Source organism: Acinetobacter albensis (genome assembly GCF_900095025.1).
Lineage (GTDB): Bacteria > Pseudomonadota > Gammaproteobacteria > Pseudomonadales > Moraxellaceae > Acinetobacter > Acinetobacter albensis.
Genome location: NZ_FMBK01000013.1, coordinates 103,615 through 123,335 on the forward strand (window position 1 = coordinate 103,615; position 19,721 = coordinate 123,335).

The window sequence follows — 19,721 nt, forward strand, 5'->3', positions numbered from 1 at the left end:
AAAAAACAAGCGTAGGCTTTTTTTAATTAAATATGAGTCACTTATAAGTATTGTCCATATAGTTATCCACAACTTATGCGGATAACTCTAGGACAAGAAAACGTTCATGTAATCATTCAAACCTATCTAAATATTATTTAACAACCAACAACGGTACCGTTGAATTTCTGAATATACTGGTTGCAACACTTCCCAAAAAGAATTGACGTATTTTACTGTGACTAAATGCACCAAGTAAAATCAACTGAATACCATGCTCTGCCTGATACTCAAGTATGTTTTCCGCCACATCTCCATAACGGTATTCCATGATTACATCAATCCCTGCATCACTTAAATATTTCGAAGGCTCATTTAGAATTTCGGGATGATCACCTACATATAACAAATGACATTGTAATAATTTTAATAAGTCTGTTTGTGCTACTCGATGCATTACCTTGACGCAAGTGGGTGAATATTCATATGCAAAAATAAAACGTGTTGGTGGTTTAAAGTTCTCTCCAACAGTCATCACCGCACAATTTGCACCACGAATAAAGTTTTCAACATTACTGCCTATAGGTTTATTCCGTTCTGCTGAACGCTCCCCTACTCGACCAATCACTGCAATGTCATCTTCATGCAGTACATTAAAACTTTGTTCTAAAAAATCACCTTTTTCTTGAATATGTGAAGTGGTAATCTGATATTTTTGCTGAATCATCTCAGATATATGATTCAATAAATTATTACTATAATCCAGTGCAAGTTCACTTTGTTTTTGTTCAAGTTCTGCCAGTTCCTTCAGCAACATGGCATTACTTTCAAAACCAATTACGCCACTAATTTCCCCCAAATGATAACTTGCTGGGTAATAGTCTAAAACCTGTAATAATACCAATTCACGTTGTGTTTGCCTTGCCACCCATGCCGCAGCTTCAGCAACTGCATTTACACAGGGAGAAGAATCAATACAAGCGATTACACGTTTCATTTTAGCCTCGCTTTTTGCCTATTTGGGCTTTAAGTCTATTGGTTATTTTTAACTTAGCACATCTCTTATAACGCGAGGATGCTTTTATGTAAATATCAGTATAAAAAACTGAGGATTAAATTCATCCAGTATTAATCTCTATAGCGAATAAATTGAGCTGGGTTTCCGACGACAATCGCAGCTTCGTCAACATGTTTAGTCACCATACTATTCATTCCAACCACTGCTTTTGCTCCAATTTTGACACCATCTTTTACACCTACATGTGAACCCAGCCAAACATCTTGACCAATTTCAATCCCTTTTGATCGAACGGGTTGTTGGTATATTGGCTGTTCTAAAGCCATGCCATGATCAAAAGCATATAAATGACAATAGGCGGCCATTCTTACTTGATCATGCAGTTTTATGCCGACACGTCCACCATCCAAGATACAATGATGATTAATGGCGACTTCATTGCCGATGTCCAAAGGCCCGTGCAAGGTACAATCTGCTGCAATAAAAGTATGATCTCCGATACTAATTTTTCGACCTGGTTCAGCAAAAATATGCGCTAAAGGTGAAATAAAACAGTTTTCACCAATTTCAATGGTTTCCATCTGCATTAAATAGGTCTGATATTCTTTTTGCCAAGTTTCTGCCCATGCACGATTTTTCGCCTTTAACGACCAATATAACCAAGGCATATAATTTAAACGATGCTTATGCTGCTCACGATACTTTAATAGAGGATCAAACTCATTCATGGTAATTCCTCTATTCTTTTAAGTTGCTCACGACCACGAGTTACATCCTGAATTTTTAATGATAAATGTTCTATTTGATCAACTCGAACATAAGCAATAATTTGTACGCCTGTAGCCAAATAATCTTCTTTAAATTCGATCTGTTGCTGATTTAAATCATATTGAAAAATAGCCCATTCATTAAAATTGCATAAAAAGCTGACGGGTATTTTTTCTATAAGTTCAATTTTTTCAGCCAATGCTAAACATTGCCCAGCAGAGCCACCATAAGCACGAACTAAGCCGCCAGTGCCGAGTTTAATCCCCCCATACCAACGATTCACTAAAACTATAATATTAGTCAATTCATTGCCTTCAATACTGGCAAGGATAGGTCTACCTGCAGTTCCAGATGGTTCACCATCATCATTAAAGCGCACTTGATGACCAATTTTCCATGCCCAACATTGGTGGGTCGTGCTGAGATCTTGATAAGTCTCTAAAAAGTCTTTTACAGCTTGTTCATTTTCTACAGAAACAGCAAAAACTTGAAAACGACTTTTTTTAATCTCAGCTTGAAAGGTCACAAGTGAAGCAAGGGTAAAAGGCATAACTCTAGAATAAATAACGACATCAAGTCAGTATAGCCTGATTTTGAGAGGATTAAAGAGCCAAGAATACGTCTAGGTAAAACTTATCCTCCCATAAACAGTTGCAAGTTCATCATGATCGTATTCAATTTTTGATTTTGTGCTGCTGAGTACATGACTCAAACATTTACAAATAACAGATTTAGAAATCCATTAAAAAATAAAATTAAAAAGCCGTTAATTTTCAGAATTAACGGTTTTTTAATTTTATCCAAGCGCTAAATTTACTTAAATTTTTATGTATTATCGCTCTCGCAAGGCTTCCTGTGCTTTATTAAACGGTTTGATCAAATAATCCAAAACCGATTTTTGTCCTGTTTTAATATCCACCGTTGCGACCATCCCAGGTGTAATACTAAATTGTTGACCTGCTTTATTGGTGAGTTTATCGGTATCTGTTCGAATATACACTCGATAATAAAACTGGTCTTGCTTCACTTCATCTCTCAAAGTATCGGGTGAAATAACCTTGACCTTACCTTTTAAACCGCCATAAATAGAATAATCATAGGCTGTAATTTTAACCAGTGCATCTTGTTCAGGATGAATAAATGCAATATCTCGCGGTGAAATTCGGGCTTCTATCAATAACTGTTCATCTAAAGGAACAATAGTCATGATTTTTCCATTCTGAGGAATGACCCCACCAATGGTCATCACATCTATTTCTTTCACCACCCCGCGCATCGGGGCTTTAAAAGTAGTTCGACTGAGTGTATCAGACTTGCCTTTTACAACTTGTTGCTGCATTTCAACATCAGTATTGGCTTTGGACAATTCTTCACGCGCTTTGACATAATATTGATTACGAATATCATTCATCTGATTACGAAGATTGTTGGCTTCACGTTTTAAACGTAATACCTCCACTTCACTGGCCGCGCCCTTAGCCACCAATGGCTCAGTCATTCTGAGTTCTTGTTCGACCAAACTTAATGCCTGACGCAGACCTGCTATAGACTCATCCAAATTGGCGCGCCGTGAATGATAAAGTGCTGTTTCTTCCTGAACCAATTTATTTTCTTTTAAAACATCTTCTGGAAATGACAGCGCTGTACCGTTTACTTCTGATCTTAAACGGGCTGACGTGGCACGTGAAGACATTAATAAAGAAGCTGACTCTCCCACATTTGAGGCAAATCGAGTAGGATCCAGTTGTGCTAAAATTTGACCCGGTTTTACAATTTCACCTTCACGCACATTAATTTTGGTGATTATCCCGCCTTCAAGAGATTGAATGATTTGTTCTTTTGAAGAAGGAACAACTTTCCCCGTTCCAGTTGATACTTCTTCAAGTTTAAAAAACCAAGCCCATAAGAGTAAGACCAATAAACCAAGGCAAATTATCCAGATAAAGATACTTGATTTAGGTAAAGGTGGTTCAAGTTCAGTTATTTTCGAGGTATTTTTTGGATTGTATTCTTGATTGCTCATGAACTTGTACCTCCAGCTTGACGTTGCTGATGCAAATTTTGATTTAAAATCTGATCACGCGGGCCATCCATCACAATTTTGCCATCATTGACCACAATAATTCTGTCCACCAACTCAAGCACAGCGCGACGATGTGTCGCAACAACTAAGGTTCGATGCCCCAACCAAAATTTTAAATGATCAATAAATTGTTTTTCTGATACATCATCAATTGATGCAGTAGGTTCATCCAGTAAGAGAATATTTGGTTGGCGAATGAGTAATCGTGCAAGTAACAAAGCCTGCTTTTGTCCACCCGAAAAACCCACGCCTCCCTCAAGAATAATATGATCTAAACCCTCTTTTTTATCCTGAACAAATTGCATTGCACCGGTAATTTTTAAGACCTTAAAAATATCTTCATCGCTGGCTAAAGGTGCACCTAAAGTCAAATTTTCCCGAACGGAACCGAAAAATAAATAGGCATTTTGGTTTAATAAAGCCATATCTCGTCGAACATCGGATGGATCAATCAAGCCCAATTCAATATTATCTAGTTTAATTTTTCCTTGAGTGGGTGTCTGCATACCCGACAATAGCTGTAATAATGTCGATTTTCCTGCTCCATTACGGCCAAGAATAGCAATTTTTTCACCTGATTTTATTTCAAGTTTCGGAATACTCAGACTTGGTCTCGCATCATTCTGACCGTATTGAAAACTTAGTCCAGATAAGCTGTAATCCCCATTTAATACAGCACGATGAATCAAATGTGCATGATCTGGCTGATCTACTGTTTTTTTCATTAACTCATCTAGTCCAGCTTTGGCAACCTTTGCCTGCTGCCAACGGCCTAAAACACCCGTAATTTGTGCAATAGGCCCTAACATACGTGAAGAGAGCATAGAACAAGCCACTAAAGCACCTGTGGTCATATCACCTTTCATCACAGCAAAACAGCCCACCAATACGACGACAGCAAAAGTTAATCCTTGTATTTTCTGGGTCCAAGCTGTCATGACGCCAACAATTTTCCGCTGCCGCATGGAAATATCTGCTGAAGTTTCATTCATGTGATTCCACTGATTTTGGAACCGTGCTTCTGCACGCAGCAGTTTAATATCTTCAATTCCCTGAACGGCCTCCACGAGCATGGCATTACGAATAGCACTTTCGCGCATCCCTTCATTGGCAAGTTTAGCCAAACTTTTTTGTGCCAAAATCCCTGGTAAAATCATTAAAGGTACGACTGCAAGCATAATCCAAAAAAGATTGCCGCCAATAAGCCAAAAAATAACCAAAAACAAAATAAAAAAAGGTAAGTCAGCAATCGCCGAAATGGTGCTTGACGTCACTAATTCACGTACCCCTTCGAGTTCACGAATTTGGGAAATAAATGTGCCTGTAGATTTAGAACGTTCACTATTTTTAATTCTCAGTGCATGCCCAAAAACACGATCCGAGACTCTTAAATCAGCACGTTTTCCAATCACATCAGATAAATAAATTCGTCCTACACGCAAACTAAATTCAAAAATAGCTGCAATTAGAACGCCACCTGCCAAAACCCATAAAGTGGGAACAGATTGTGCAGGAATCACCCGATCATATACATTCATAGAGAAAACAATGGTTGCCAAGGCCAAAATATTCGCAATCATGGATGCAAACATCACATCGATATAACGCTTCCAATCACGTAATACAATGCTCCAAAACCAACTACTTTGGTAAGGCTTAATATATTCATCAACACGCGCATCAGGTACCGATTTTTCTGGTCGGATAATATAGATATGACGTATATTGGCATGCACGACTTCAGGGGTCAGAACTTGGGTGAGTCCCTGTTCAGAACTAAACTGGATGCTGGCATTTCCTTGACTGTCGACCTTATCAATCACGCCGACTTGACCATCATGAAATTCGACCATCACAGGTAAACGCCAAGGGTTGATTAAATCAGGATCAAAGTTAGATTTGCGCAAACTCATGCCAATCTGGCGCGTCATTAATGCCAAAATATCATCCGTATTTTGGTTCGGATTCCAATCCAGTTGTAAGCGTATACGTTCTTCTGAAGGCTCTATACGATAGTGTTTAGCAATGCTTAAAACGGCTTGTAACCAAGGCAGGTATTGATTCTTATTATTCATGGCTGTATCTCAAATCCCTGAATTGAAATGTGATTTAAATCATACAGATCGCGCGAACGTCCTGTGACAAAAATGTATCTCACAATAGCGTCATAAATATCAAAACGTGCATTTTCGATTTCTTGCGCTGCACTATGAATGGCTTGTTCAGCATTCAGTAAATCGACGGCTGATCGTGTGCCGAGTTTGTACTGTTCTTGATAAAGTTCACGCGTGCGTACCGTGGTTTCCTTGCGGGCAATTAAACTGACAATCTGACGCTGCTTATTTTCAATTTCTTCACGCAAAGAACGTATTTCATCCAACACATCTAAATAAACACGATTTACTTTGGCTTTAGCTGCTTCTTCTGCATAACTCGCTGCACGAGTCTGTGATGCAGTTGCACCACCTTGATATAAATTACTGTTGGCTTCAAGCATGATTGAATTATAAAAACCATCATCTTCATTGTTATTCGGATTTCGACCATTCACAGCCTGACTTAAAGAACCCTTCACATTAATGGTTGGATAACGACTCAATTTAGATTGTTGCTTCTGAAATTTCGCCACATCGACTTCTGCCTGTGCAGACATCATGTTAGGTACTTTATTAAATTCAGGATCAGTATATAAATCTGACTCTTTCACCAAATGTTCTGGAATAGCCCATTTCAACCCTTTAACTTCGCTACCCAAGAGTGTACGTAATCTTTGTTGAAATTTTTTAAGCTGTGTTTCTTGTACAATTAAATTGGTTTCCGCTGCTTGTACATTTGAACGGGCTTGTACTGGATCGGCTTGTGAACTAATTCCAGCTTGAGCCCTTAAATTGGTTATTTCGGCAATTCGTGAAATTCCACTAATTTGCTGCTGTGCAATTTTAATAATTTCTTGATAACGTTGAATATTAACAATCGTATTGACCGTTTCATATGCCACATTATCGATACTGACGAGAACATTGGCTTGAGCCACTGAAAGTTTGGCTTCTTGTATATCAACACTGCTATTGATCTTGCCAAAATCATAGAGCATTTGTGTCGCACTGAGGCTTAACATTTGTCGACCACGCTCACCCGACGTTAAGTCTGCCGTAGACAATCCACCTGAAACTTGCGGATAATATTGTGCTTTTGCAACATCAATATTTGCGCCCTGAGCTGCCAAAGTAGCAATATTTTGTGAAATTTCAGGACTGCGTTGCAATGCGTGCACAATAGTTTCATTCAACCCAGAAGCATTAAAAGCAGTATAGGTATATTGAAGTGACCTACCCATTTGAGCAGGAGCAAAAATAGTCGGCAACTCCTGTATTTTAGTCGTATCCAATTGAAAATTGCTTAAAGAAGAAATACTCGCCTTAGCATAATTTTCCTGCGATTTAGGCGCTAAAATTTCGCTCATACTTGACTGAACAGACTGCAAAAATGTTTTTGAGTTTTCCGCATGTAAAGCGTTAACTTGAAAAGGAATGATCCATATTAAAAACCGTAGATTTCTAACGAATAAATTTTGGTATGAAATAATTTTACTTTGATTTTTGAGCATCATTTGACTGGCAATCACATTCAACGGATATTCTGATGTATTCGAAATGTATACACCTATTATTGTTAAGTAATTTTCTTCTTTAAAACTTTTAAAATGTTATAACACTATGATGATCATGTCATTTTTTAAATGAAAAATCATCTTATTTATTGCTTAGATTTTCTAATGAATACCAATAAAAATTAATCTAGCGAAGAGATAAGAGATCAAATTTAAAACCTACTACGCAAATGCTTTTAAATAAGAGATTTGGTTTACACTCTCTTTAAGGTTTCTAAAAAAAAGTGACTTACAAAAAGAAATGATGATTTTCAATGATCAAAATATCTATAAAATTTCAACACCTTAATGCACCATTACATTTTATCCATTGGGGAATAGATGTGATCTTCAATCCAAACATTAGTTAATCCTCGTTTCGATTGTAAACAGAAAATAGCGACAATCTTTCTTCAAAGCTACCGTTCATCCAACCAGTCCATCCAATAAGCGTTATTAACACTCACCACAGATAACTTTTAACAATTCAGCTTATATAGCCAGATTATAAATGAGCTGATTTTTATTTTCGATCCGCTAAACGAGAGTATGACTGCCAAAAAAAGACTCTGATTTGAAAGTCAGAGTCGAATAATATGGTAAGAGCAGAGCGCTGTGCTGACCAGTTAAATCGAAGTTGAATTAAACGGTGAAATCATCACCTAAATAAACTTGGCGTACTGTTTCATTTTCTAAAATTTCTTGTGGTGTGCCTTCAGCAATCACTGCACCTTCACTGACAATATAAGCACGTTCACAAATTGCTAAAGTTTCCCGGACATTATGATCGGTAATTAAAACGCCGATCCCACGATCTTTTAAAGTCCGAATAATATCTTTAATATCACCCACTGAAATAGGGTCAACTCCCGCAAAAGGTTCATCCAACAGCATAAATTTCGGATCAGCTGCCAAAGCACGTGCGATTTCTGCACGACGACGCTCACCGCCCGAAACGCTCATACCAAGTGAATCTTTAATATGAGTGATTTTAAAATCGGCCAACAGTTCACTTAGACGTTGCTGACGCTGTGCCTTAGTTAAATCTTTACGGGTTTCAAGAATGGCCATGATATTTTCAGAAATGGTTAATTTTCTAAAAATAGAGGCTTCTTGCGGTAAGTAACCAATACCTTTACGCGCACGTTCGTGCATGGCTAAATCGGATAAATCTAAATCATCTAAATGGATTTCACCTTTATCCATTCGAACTAAACCTACAACCATATAGAAGCTTGTCGTTTTACCTGCACCATTTGGACCAAGCAAACCTACAATTTGTCCACTTTGCATTTGAAATGAGACATCTTTCACGACCCATCTTTTGCTATAGTTTTTTGCAAGCTGTTTAATACACAGCGTTTGTGGTTTATTTGGCGCTTGCTCCATTAATCACGTGCTCCCGGAAAAGATTTTGATGCAGAAGGTGGTATCACAATTTGGACACGCCCTGATGATGAACCTGTAGAGTTTGGCGTACCTGTTGCCTCGACATCTCCTCTGTTCATGCTATATTTCAAGGTATTACCTCGAATACTTGCATTATTTTGTTCTAACAATGCACTTCCTGACAAAGTAATAATGCCTGTTTCTGCATTGTAAATAATCTTTTGTGCCTGTCCTTTCGCCAAACCTTTATTTACATCTGTTTGCTGCTGAAAACGTGCAGGACGCCCTGAAGCAGTAATGGTACTGATTTCTCTTTTGCTGTTTAAATTGGCCACAATAGAATCAGCCTGTAACTTCATTGTGCCTTGTTCAATGATGACATTACCCGTATACGTGGTGATCCCTGTTTTCTCATTGTAGGTTGCACGATCGGCTAAAAGTGAAATAGGTTGGTTTCGATCAGAAGGTATGGCAAAAACAGTTGACGATGACAATACAACCAAACCGACTAAAGCTGCTTGCTTAAGCAAGGATTTAGAATATGTAAGCTTAAGATTTTGGTTCATATTTTCCTCGAATATTAAAAAATTCGTATTGACCGTTGTTAAAATTGGCTTTCAAACCTTGGCTTACAAATTCAGCTTGCGGTGACTGCACAACGACTTGTTTGTTGGATTCTATTTCACGTGTTTTAGGGTAACCCGTTAATTCTGTGGTTTTAAACTGCATTTTACCTTGTTGCATGAGTTTAACAGCAGTTACATCACCAGATAAAACGACCCGTTGATTATCATCATAACTATTTGCAACTTTGGCATAAAAAGTCGCATCTACAGCACTATCTTTATATATAGAAGCATCCAGATTCGTCAGTTTCGCTGTTTGTTTTTGCATGTCTTGTTCAAGCCGATCAACTTGAGCACGCATATATAAATTGCCTTGATCATCCGTTTGAGTCAAATGAATTTTCTCAGCGGAATAGGTCATACTTTTGGCTGAATCAACCTCAAGCTTATTCCCCTTACCACTATAATAGTAGTAACCACCACTTATAGCTGCAATGGCTATAGCAGTTACGTATAAAAATTTTATATCCATAAGTGGTGTACTGAACTCAAATGAAATAGATGATTAAATAATTAATATGGGGTAGAAGTATATTTTTCAAGCAGGCTGTTATAAACACCTTTTGCGCTTAAAATCATATCGCAGATTTCACGTACTGCACCACGCCCACCCATAGCCTGAGTCACCAAGTCTGCACGACGTCTAACTTCTACATGTCCATTGGGTACAGTGACTTTAAGTCCAGCAATCGCAAATGCAGAAAGGTCAGGCCAATCATCTCCCATATATAAACAATCTTCTGGTGCAATATTGAGTTGTGCACATGCCTCACGTAATGCAATACCTTTATCTTCACGGCCTTGGAAAATCAAATCCACACCAAGATCAGACATACGTTTTTCAACGATATGACTCTTACGGCCTGTAATGATAATGACTTTGACACCTGCTTGCTGTACAAGTTTCATACCCAAACCATCACGAATATCAAAAGACTTAATTTCGTCACCTGAATTGGTCAGCGTCACAAAACCATCACTTAAAATACCGTCTACATCGAGAACCAACGCTTCAACATGACGCGCTTGTTGTAATAAAGTGTAAGATGCCATCTATTAATTTACCCCAGCTTGAATTAAATCGTGCATGCTAATCACGCCAATCACTTGATTTAAATCGTTTACAACCACAAATTGATTAATTTTTTTATCATTCATTCGCTCTAATGCTTCAACGGCACGTGCTTCTTGTGAAATAGTGAGGGGGTTTTGGGTCATCACTTCAGACACCACTAAATCCACATCAAAACCTTGCTGCTTATCAATGAGGCGACGCAAATCGCCATCCGTAAAAATCCCAAGTAACACGTCATTTTTATCTACAATTGTGGTTAAACCTAGACGTTTATTTGAAATTTCGTATAGAACCTGATTCATTGGTGTATCTGGAGACACTTTTGGCAAATCTGTATCGGTATGCATAAGGTGCTTAACATGCAACAACAGGCGTTTGCCTAATGCACCTGCTGGATGTGACATCGCAAAATCATCTGCCGTAAAACCGCGCGCATCTAATAAAGCCACTGCCAAAGCATCACCCAAGGCCAAGGTCGCCGTCGTACTTGAAGTCGGAGCCAAACCCAGTGGACAAGCTTCTTGAATATTGCCCAAAGTTAAAGCAACATCTGCATTTTGTGGCATTGGGCCTTTTGTATCACCGCTAATTGTGATAAGTGGTACTTCTAAATGCTTAATCAAAGGCATCAACATCATAATTTCATCACTCTTTCCAGAGTTTGAAATAGCAATCAGTACATCACCATGTACCAACATACCTAAATCACCATGCCCCGCTTCACCAGGATGCATAAAAAATGAAGGTGTGCCTGTAGAGGCAAAAGTTGCTGCCATTTTTCGACCAATATGGCCTGACTTGCCCATTCCCGTAATGACTAAACGTCCGCGACAATGCAAAATAATTTCACATGCCCGACTAAAACGCTCATCAATTTGAGTTGCCAATATCTCTAAGGCTTGCTCTTCTATACGTAAAGTTTCTAATGCAACTTTTTGGAAGTCTATGGGATTCGGCCTATTTTTTAGATTCAAAGTCAGTCTACCTTTACGCTATAAAGCTTTGATGTTAATCAAGCAAAAATAATTTTCATAATTTTATCATATCTATACAAATACCACGTTTCTAAATGTGTAAGTTTTCACATCCTTATAAAAAAAAGCTATAAAACTTTATGAAGAATAAGGCTTGAGTTAAGATGAGACATCTTTTATTTAGTCTTTTGAAACTCTATGCAACCATTTGTTCTATATAACTCAGAGCAACGTAAAAAAGTTGAATTTGTTCCGCGTGTTGAAGGACATATCGATATGTATGTATGCGGTATGACTGTTTATGATTATTGTCATATTGGACATGCTCGGGTCATGGTTGCATTTGACTATATTATTCGTTTTTTACGCAGCCAAGGTTGGTCGGTCAAATACGTCCGTAATATTACCGATATTGATGATAAAATTATTAAACGTGCTCAGGAAAATGGCGAAAGTATTCATCAACTGACTGACCGCTTTATTCAGGCTATGAATGAAGATGCAACCAATTTAGGTTGTGTTTCACCCGATACAGCGCCACGTGCCACTGACTATATTGATCAAATGCAAACGATGATTGGTAATTTGGTGGATAAAGGTACAGCTTATCCCTCTAGTAATGGGGATGTGTATTTTCAAGTGGAAAATTTTGCCAAATATGGCCGCTTGTCTGGGCGTAAACTTGACGATATGCAAGCGGGTGCGTCTGAACGCGTCGATGTTGAAGTTGAAAAAAAGCATCCTTTTGACTTTGTTCTGTGGAAACATGCCAAAGAAAATGAACCCTCTTGGGCTTCGCCTTGGGGGAATGGACGCCCGGGCTGGCATATTGAATGTTCAGCGATGTCTACCTGCTGCCTAGGCAACCATTTTGATATTCACGGTGGCGGTTCAGACTTAATGTTCCCACATCATGAAAATGAAATTGCACAATCTGAAGCCTCGACTGGCGAGCAATATGTCAATTACTGGATGCATGTGGGCTTTATCAATGTTGATGGCGAAAAAATGTCGAAGTCTTTAGGCAATTTCTTCACGATTCGCGATGTCATGGACAAGTTTCATCCTGAAGTAATTCGCTACTTTATTGTGTCATCACATTATCGTAGTCCTGTGAACTTTTCTGATACAGCATTAAAAGAAGCGAAAAATACCTTGTCGCGTTTTTATCATTCTTTTAAAGCCTATCAAGCAGTATATGGTGAAAAAACCACGGATCATTTAGATGAAACTTTAGTGGAACGCTTTAATACAGCCATGCGTGATGACTTTAATACATCTGAAGCAATTGCTGTGTTGTTTGAAATGAATAAAGAACTCAATCGTGCGGTGAAGGATGAAAATGCTGACCAAGCTACTCTCTATTATTCAACTTTGCGCCATTTAACTCATATTCTTGGTCTGGTTCAATATAATGTAGACGATTTTTTAAAGTCTGATATTGGTCAAGATGCTTTAGAACTCAGTCCAGAACAAATAGTAGATTTTATTCAACAGCGTGTCGATGCCAAAAAAGCCAAAGAATTTGCTAAAGCCGATGAAATTCGTCAGTCTTTACTTGATCAAGGTATTGTTTTAGAAGACACACGCCAAGGAACCATTTGGCGTCGTGCTGATTAATTCACCATTTAGAATTATAGAGAGTTGACAGTTTCTAAAAGCGCTCTATAATACACACCATTGCGGAAATAGCTCAGTTGGTAGAGCATAACCTTGCCAAGGTTGGGGTCGAGAGTTCGAGTCTCTTTTTCCGCTCCAAATTCAAATAGGCCCTCATCGAAAGATGAGGGCCTATTTTTTATTGCTTTAAATATTTGATCAGTTCATTTTGAAAAGAGATCATCTAATTTTTTAAATGATAAACGTTAAATATAAAGCTCGACATAATGAAATTAAGCGTAGTACTTCAGATTCGAGCTTATTCTTTTTGCTTCAGAACGTGGGAATTTTTGCTCTTGCAAAAGTTTTAATATCGCTTGTTTACCCCGTTCTTTATAAACTTGACAGTAAGATGCTGAAACACTCAATTCATCCAATGCTCGCCACTCATACACACTTGCATCAACAAATAACTTATCATTAGACATGTCGATTTGAGTTGCTTGTTGGGCATAATAACTAGCCAAATCATATTGATTTAAAGAACGGTAAAAGCGGGCTAACTCATATAAAGGTTCGGCACGATTCTGTCTGGCGATCCACGCTTTTAAATATTCGAGATAAATTTGTTCATGTGGAAGTTTTAAGCGTTCTGCCATTTGAGCAGCACGAAATTGAGCCATCCAACGCTCTTCTTCCCAACCTCCTGCACTGGCCCGTTTTAAAAAATACGTTCTACTTTTATCTAATAATCCGGCATCTCTATAACTTTGTGCTAAATAAAAAATATACCGCAAATTGTCTGGCTCATCTTGAATACCTTGTTCCAGTGTTGCGATATCTTTCAAATATGTATCTGCACTTTTTGCTCTGGCACCATCATGCTGAATAAATATATTTAAACCTTCAAGCGTTTGCCATTGATGAGGATGAGGAGAATGTAAATACTCATGTAAAACCCCTTTCCATGACCAAGCTAAACGTGTCGAGATCAAAGCATTTCGGCAATAACGTAAATTGTCATAGATACAATTAAAATAATATGCTGTACCCGTTAAATCTGGCCAACTGAAATCAGATTCAGCCAATAAACTTTCATCTGCATCAATAAAAAGTAAATAATCTGCTTTAGGTAAAGTATCAGTTAAAGCCAATTCCAAAGCTTCAGTCCGGTTAAAACCAAAATTTTTCCATGGCCGTTCCAATAATTGTCCCGGTAAATCTTGCAAATAATTTTGAATTATCTGTTGTGTGCCGTCGGTTGAACCCGTATCCACAATCACCCAAGAATCAATCAACGGCTTTACAGAAGCCAAACATCTTAAAATGACATGCGCTTCATTTTTTACAATCATATTTAGGCGAATATGATGCTTCATAACATAGACATCCTCAATCACAACTTAATGATCAAAAAGGTACTTTGCATCCAAAGCCGCAAAGTACCTTTTCCAGTTTATTAGATATTCATCCTTAGAATATAATTTGATTGTTATCTAATAAAGCCTGCAATTGACTTTCTGGCGTACCACCTAGAGATATTGCATCGACACCTGTCAAAATCAACAGGTCTGATTTGGTGGCAAATTCCGTACCCGCACCATCTCGGTCAATCGTGATAACCGCATCTCCATCCGCATTTGTTTTGACAGAAATATAACTTCCTATATTGGTCGCAGTTTGCAGACCATCAAGTAAGGCTGATACATCAATCTTGTCTGCTCCTGAACCCACTGTAAAATCAGTCCAAGTATCCGTTCCATTACCGCCTGTAGCATCTAGATTATCTAGCAGTTCATAGAGCGCGGTGTCATTACCCAGTCCACCTGTGAGTGTGTCATTGCCTGATCCTCCAATCAACAAGTCATGACCTGCGCCACCATTGAGAATGTCATCTCCATCACCACCACGTAACAAGTCATTGCCTGAACCACCCGTAAGTGTGTCATTGCCTGTATAACCATATAAACGCACCCCATCGGTTGCGGTAGATTGGTCTAAAGCATCTACACCTGTCGTACCCTCAAAAATAAACTCACTACCATTGCTGAAGTTATCCAGTAGGTTGATATCAATTAGGCTACCGCCACTCTCCGTTGAGGATGCACCTTGACTATCAATGGCTGTCATTGAAACTGAGTTCAGTACATTTGTAGTTAACAAATTACCTGTAAGCAATGTACCATCTTCCGCATGCATTTCGACTGCTGCTAAAAGCTCATTAATAGCTAAATTGCTAATTGTTCCACCATCTAGTGCCGTAATGATGAGTGTATTGCTATAGCCAAGTAGATTGAGTAAACCACCATCTGTCACTGAGGTCACTTTCAAACCTAACTCAGCAGCCAACTCTGCACTTACGGTAAAGTAAGCACGTGTTAAGCCAACATTAACTACAGGTTGATAAACCAATTCAACGCGTTGCAAGTTGTTGTTTACATCAACAACCGAATAAGCTTGGCGACTTAGATCAAGCAAGCCCAGCGCATCTACACCAATTAAACCTAAGAGCGTAGATACTTCTAGGCTAATTTCTGGAGCCACGTTATTTGGATCAAAGTCTGGTTGATATTTATTGGCATCCTCTAAACTACCAACTGTTAAATCCACGTTATGCGTATCGGTATCTCCATCGCCATCTTTGACTTCAATGTCGATATTTAGATGATCATCAGTTTTAATTGCATCATAGGTGCCTTGGTCAAGAGTCTGCTCACCAATCACCAATTTTCCAGATTTAAGCAAGTAGGAAATCAGTTCATCTTGAGTCGCGAACTGTCCAACAAAGCCGGTTACACCTTCCAGAACAATAACTTGATCTACTCCACCATTCCCTGCTGTGCTGATGTGAATTTCTGTATTGCCTGCTACTTCAACGAACGATACATAGTCCCCAATGTTGACTGAACTTGTACCTACTCGGTCTGCATTTGGCAATAACCCAGATAAATCAATAATGTCTCCACCTTGGGCAACTGAACGAATATCAAAGTCTGTGACTGTATCTCGTGCAGGAGTAACTGTCGTACCTTGGTCGCCAGACTCCCACTTAAAGACATCACGACCTAGGCCGCCTGTAAGGATGTCATTGCCTTTGCCACCAATGATAATGTCATTGCCCGCACCACCATCAATCGTGTCATTCCCTGTCCCACCACGAATAATATCTGCAAAGTTACTACCTATAATGTCGTCATCACCGCCTAAACCAAATATTTGTACGGACTGTGCTGCATTTGTTTGGTCAAGATTAAAACCGTTATCTTTAATGACAGTTGTATTTGACTGAATTCCACCAGAAATCAAACCTAATTGAATCGTTAAATCTTGAGATTCTGGCGCACTTAGTGCTCCATCCTGATCAGTTGCTTGTAGATTTAAAGTTGTGAGTAGATTCAAATTCGAACCAAGTAGATCTAACAAACCACCACCACTATCTGTTGCTTCAACTGTCCCTAATAGCTGATTGACTGCTAATGAATCAACAATACCATTAGATGTTAGTGATTCGATGACTAAGTTAGCTTTAAAATTATTGTTATAGTCACCCGCGACAGCTGTGACTTTTAAACCAAGCTCTGTTGCAAGTTGAGCATCATAATCTAGGACTAATTTGCCATTTAATACTTCATTTAATAAATCAGTCAATGGTTTAACGATTGGTGCTAATAATCCAGTAATCAAACCATTTGGATTTGTAATTAACTCCCTGACTAAACCTGTAACACCTAAGCCTTCCAAAACGTTAGCAAGTAAAGGTCCCACAATAGGAACAGCCCTTAAGCTAGCAACCACAGTGTTTAATTGTGCTGAGACTAATCCATCTAATGCTGAAGCCAAATTTGATGTTTCATAACCAGCCTCGACCTTCACTAAATTATTATTAGCATCCGAAACTGAGAAAGTTTGTGTTTGTGAAAGATCAATTACGCCCAGTGCATCAGCATTGATAATACCACCACCAAGTAAACCACCAGCCCCTACAATATTCGCCTCTGGTGCATCATTAACTGCAAGACCTTGCCCAGTCACCTCGGCCGTGTAGTTCCCTGTGTCTAAATTCACCGTAATGGTTTCACCACGAGCGGTTGTAACAACTAAGGAAGTACCAGAACTATCTGTCACAGTATGTGAAGCGACAATACCTGAGTTACCAAAGCTATTAGGTGTTATCACAGTCGTGCCATCATAAGTGAAGTTGACACCTTCAATCGTGACCTTACTGACATGTGCTCCTTCTACATCACCACCAAAGGTTTCAACAGCTGAACCACGATAAGTCTGCGGTATGCTGATATTTAGCGTTTCTGAACCTTGTGTTATTGGTTGCGTTAAATTTGCAGTGTTATCTGGAGCAGCATTAGGAACACCATCAATAATGTCCAGTTTCAGTACATCATGGGCAAGACCGCCATCTAGAACAGGTATCGTAATCGTGATTTTGTCTGCACCCGTTAAACTATGGTCAAGAGTTTGGTTCTGAACGATGGTGTAATCACCATTATTATTGATACTAATACTGAGAACAATATCAGCACCTGCTTTTGCAACAAATGGATCTGCTGAAGTTCCTGTTCCACTCCACACCAGAGCGACACCACCAGCAGTCAATGGAGTTAATATAGCATCTCCATTTCCATCAACTGCCGTTACTGGAGCTGTGGTACTGTCCATGCCTAGGCTTGTACCTGTTTTAACAGTACTACCTGTAACTGGTGGGTTTAGACCAACTCCTGCAAGTACAGAATCATTCAGTACTGCTGGAATGTCTAAAGTATAGGCTGCATCATCGACTGCCGGCACTGATGTATTACCTGCTGCATCTGTAAATACGGCCTCTACATTTACGCTACCCTCACCATCTGCAAACTTGGTCCCTGGGATATCTGCCGTCCATGTACCTGTCGTTGTATCTACAATAGCTAAATAATCTGTCCCATTTACTGTGACTGTGATATTCGTTGTTATAGCATCCGCAGGAATGGTCACTGTACCTGTTACAGTAATGTCTGTACTTGCTTCACTTGCATCAACAACATCATTGCCCGCAATTGGAGTATCAATCGACACTAAACCACCTGTAGGTGCAACAGTATCAATTTCAAAACTTAATGATGGAGATTGAGCAGTAACATTATTACTATCAGAGACTGTGTAGGTAATCACATAATTACCATCTATCCAATTTGTTGCAGGTGTATAACTCCATTTACCATCAGCTTGGACTATGATTGGTGTTCCAGTTCCAGCCAGAGGTGTACCGTTGAGATAAAGGGTAATGATTTCTCCTTGTGTCCGTCCGCTACCTGTAACTTCTGGACGATTGTCATTGGTTACTGAATTATTAGCAATATTCCCAGTATTTAATGGAACATCATCAACCGCTATAGGAGCAAGAATTGGAGCTGCTGGCGGTAAAGCATCAACGATGATGGAATCAGATATACGGTCTACATTGCCCCACTCATCCGTTGCACTAATCTCAAGTGGGTTTTGACCTTCTCGTACAGCTACATTGACATTTAAACTACCAGAAGTCACTTCAGATGCATTCAGAATATATTTATCACCATTTACAACAACAATATCTCCAGCTTTAGCATCAACACCTAATGTAATTTTAATAGGCGTATAGTTTTTTCCATTTATTTCTATGGCATTGAGCGTGCCGTCAGCATTAATATCACTAGTAAAGACAATAGATTCCACTATATTACGTGGTGCTCCGTCGATTTCAATATCCTTGGAAATACTGTCTAATACATCAGCACCTGTTTTTACTTGAATGTCTAATGTCTCCTTTTGTCCTTGAGTCACAGGAACATCAAGGAAATCTACATAGCCATTACTTATATCCGCAGTAACTACTGTATGGTCTATACCATCCAAAGTAATAACATCACCTACACGAACATCTGCACCAATTTGTACACGTACATCTATTGTGCCCCCAGCTGCAATAAGCTCGCTATTATCAATAATGTCATTGCCGTTAGTATCACTCACGACATTTACATCACCGATATAATTACCGTCTAACACTTCAAAGAATTTGAAGTCAACGTCTGTTTGTCCTTCAGAATTAAAACCATCTACCCGAATGAAATTCAATCCATCAACAACAGCTACAGAAACAATCAGCGTATTATTTAATATGTTATCTGAATCTAAAATATAACTAGTACCATTAACAACAATTGTGTCACCTATTTTTGCATCTGCACCTAATGCAATAGTGACTTCGTTCGGTAAATCTCGAAGCTCTCCCTGACTCAATTTACCATTAGAGTCAGCATCAGAATTTAAAGTAATCGATGTAATTAAATTTGCTGAACCACTAACACCTGTTGCACCCGTAGATCCTGTGGCTCCAGTGTCACCTGTGGCACCTGTGCCGCCAGTATCACCCGTTGCTCCAGTTACGCCTGTAGATCCGGTTGCACCTGTCGCACCATCATTACCATCTGTACCCGTTGCACCGGTACTGCCAGTTGCTCCAGTTACGCCTGTAGATCCGGTTGCACCTGTCGCACCATCATTACCATCTGTACCCGTTGCACC

The 19,721-nt window shown here is 39.0% G+C and carries 14 protein-coding genes and 1 tRNA gene; 2 read left to right on the plus strand and 13 right to left on the minus strand.

Annotated features, from left to right (window positions below; translation table 11 throughout):
• Nucleotides 1–133: 133 nt before the first annotated feature.
• The 11 genes from GA0116959_RS11690 to GA0116959_RS11740 all read right to left on the minus strand — a co-directional run bounded on the left by GA0116959_RS11690 (nt 134) and on the right by GA0116959_RS11740 (nt 11,561).
• A complete protein-coding gene (locus GA0116959_RS11690) occupies nt 134–976 on the minus strand; it encodes a universal stress protein (protein ID WP_092720834.1) in 843 nt (280 codons plus the stop codon).
• Between the two features lie 131 nt (nt 977–1,107).
• A complete protein-coding gene (locus GA0116959_RS11695) occupies nt 1,108–1,725 on the minus strand; it encodes an acyltransferase (protein WP_092720835.1) in 618 nt (205 codons plus the stop codon).
• Nucleotides 1,722–2,315 (minus strand): IMPACT family protein, encoded by a 594-nt coding sequence (locus tag GA0116959_RS11700; protein WP_092720836.1) that lies wholly within the window; start codon nt 2,313–2,315, stop codon nt 1,722–1,724. Before GA0116959_RS11700 ends, GA0116959_RS11695 begins: the two co-directional genes overlap by 4 nt.
• A 282-nt stretch (nt 2,316–2,597) precedes the next feature.
• Nucleotides 2,598–3,788, minus strand: coding sequence for a beta-barrel domain-containing protein (locus tag GA0116959_RS11705; protein WP_092720837.1), 1,191 nt, complete (start codon nt 3,786–3,788; stop codon nt 2,598–2,600).
• Nucleotides 3,785–5,923: a type I secretion system permease/ATPase gene (locus GA0116959_RS11710; protein WP_092720838.1), complete on the minus strand. Its 2,139-nt coding sequence runs from the start codon at nt 5,921–5,923 to the stop codon at nt 3,785–3,787. Before GA0116959_RS11710 ends, GA0116959_RS11705 begins: the two co-directional genes overlap by 4 nt.
• Nucleotides 5,920–7,455: a TolC family outer membrane protein gene (locus tag GA0116959_RS11715; RefSeq protein WP_342341712.1), complete on the minus strand. Its 1,536-nt coding sequence runs from the start codon at nt 7,453–7,455 to the stop codon at nt 5,920–5,922. Before GA0116959_RS11715 ends, GA0116959_RS11710 begins: the two co-directional genes overlap by 4 nt.
• A gap of 684 nt (nt 7,456–8,139) precedes the next feature.
• Nucleotides 8,140–8,886: an LPS export ABC transporter ATP-binding protein gene (gene lptB / locus GA0116959_RS11720; protein WP_053580087.1), complete on the minus strand. Its 747-nt coding sequence runs from the start codon at nt 8,884–8,886 to the stop codon at nt 8,140–8,142.
• Nucleotides 8,886–9,452: a lipopolysaccharide transport periplasmic protein LptA gene (lptA, locus tag GA0116959_RS11725; RefSeq protein WP_053580086.1), complete on the minus strand. Its 567-nt coding sequence runs from the start codon at nt 9,450–9,452 to the stop codon at nt 8,886–8,888. Before lptA ends, lptB begins: the two co-directional genes overlap by 1 nt.
• Nucleotides 9,436–9,984: an LPS export ABC transporter periplasmic protein LptC gene (lptC, locus tag GA0116959_RS11730; protein WP_092720839.1), complete on the minus strand. Its 549-nt coding sequence runs from the start codon at nt 9,982–9,984 to the stop codon at nt 9,436–9,438. The genes lptA and lptC overlap by 17 nt, the downstream gene beginning before the upstream one ends.
• Before the next feature lie 41 nt (nt 9,985–10,025).
• Nucleotides 10,026–10,565, minus strand: a complete 540-nt coding sequence (locus tag GA0116959_RS11735; protein ID WP_053580084.1) for a KdsC family phosphatase — start codon at nt 10,563–10,565, stop codon at nt 10,026–10,028.
• Nucleotides 10,566–10,568: 3 nt separating this feature from the next.
• On the minus strand, nt 10,569–11,561 hold the full coding sequence (locus GA0116959_RS11740; RefSeq protein ID WP_092720840.1) for a KpsF/GutQ family sugar-phosphate isomerase: 993 nt from the start codon (nt 11,559–11,561) through the stop codon (nt 10,569–10,571).
• A gap of 198 nt (nt 11,562–11,759) precedes the next feature.
• Here GA0116959_RS11740 and cysS point away from each other — a divergent pair, with 198 nt between their 5' ends.
• Together cysS and GA0116959_RS11750 are read left to right on the plus strand one after the other, a co-directional pair.
• The gene (gene cysS, locus GA0116959_RS11745) at nt 11,760–13,181 is read left to right on the plus strand and encodes a cysteine--tRNA ligase (RefSeq protein WP_092720841.1); all 1,422 of its coding nucleotides are present in this window, start codon (nt 11,760–11,762) and stop codon (nt 13,179–13,181) included.
• Nucleotides 13,182–13,243: 62 nt separating this feature from the next.
• Nucleotides 13,244–13,319, plus strand: a tRNA-Gly gene (locus tag GA0116959_RS11750).
• 134 nt (nt 13,320–13,453) lie between these two features.
• On the opposite strand, the gene GA0116959_RS11755 is transcribed toward GA0116959_RS11750, so the two are convergent.
• Both GA0116959_RS11755 and GA0116959_RS14360 read right to left on the minus strand, forming a co-directional pair.
• Entirely contained in the window at nt 13,454–14,539 is a 1,086-nt protein-coding gene (locus GA0116959_RS11755; protein WP_092720842.1) for a tetratricopeptide repeat-containing glycosyltransferase, read from the minus strand.
• A 94-nt stretch (nt 14,540–14,633) separates the two neighbouring features.
• Nucleotides 14,634–19,721: beta strand repeat-containing protein (locus GA0116959_RS14360; protein WP_141684232.1), on the minus strand; the 5,088-nt coding region annotated here is incomplete at its 5' end.

What these genes read in the sequence shown, in the direction of transcription:
- GA0116959_RS11755 (WP_092720842.1), bottom strand. Translation starts at nt 14,539, where the DNA reads ATGAAGCATCATATTCGCCTAAATATGATTGTAAAAAATGAAGCGCAT.
- cysS (WP_092720841.1), top strand. Translation starts at nt 11,760, where the DNA reads ATGCAACCATTTGTTCTATATAACTCAGAGCAACGTAAAAAAGTTGAA.
- GA0116959_RS11710 (WP_092720838.1), bottom strand. Translation starts at nt 5,923, where the DNA reads ATGAATAATAAGAATCAATACCTGCCTTGGTTACAAGCCGTTTTAAGC.
- GA0116959_RS11735 (WP_053580084.1), bottom strand. Translation starts at nt 10,565, where the DNA reads ATGGCATCTTACACTTTATTACAACAAGCGCGTCATGTTGAAGCGTTG.
- lptB (WP_053580087.1), bottom strand. Translation starts at nt 8,886, where the DNA reads ATGGAGCAAGCGCCAAATAAACCACAAACGCTGTGTATTAAACAGCTT.
- GA0116959_RS11690 (WP_092720834.1), bottom strand. Translation starts at nt 976, where the DNA reads ATGAAACGTGTAATCGCTTGTATTGATTCTTCTCCCTGTGTAAATGCA.
- GA0116959_RS11695 (WP_092720835.1), bottom strand. Translation starts at nt 1,725, where the DNA reads ATGAATGAGTTTGATCCTCTATTAAAGTATCGTGAGCAGCATAAGCAT.
- GA0116959_RS11715 (WP_342341712.1), bottom strand. Translation starts at nt 7,455, where the DNA reads ATGCTCAAAAATCAAAGTAAAATTATTTCATACCAAAATTTATTCGTT.
- GA0116959_RS11700 (WP_092720836.1), bottom strand. Translation starts at nt 2,315, where the DNA reads ATGCCTTTTACCCTTGCTTCACTTGTGACCTTTCAAGCTGAGATTAAA.
- GA0116959_RS11705 (WP_092720837.1), bottom strand. Translation starts at nt 3,788, where the DNA reads ATGAGCAATCAAGAATACAATCCAAAAAATACCTCGAAAATAACTGAA.
- lptC (WP_092720839.1), bottom strand. Translation starts at nt 9,984, where the DNA reads ATGGATATAAAATTTTTATACGTAACTGCTATAGCCATTGCAGCTATA.
- lptA (WP_053580086.1), bottom strand. Translation starts at nt 9,452, where the DNA reads ATGAACCAAAATCTTAAGCTTACATATTCTAAATCCTTGCTTAAGCAA.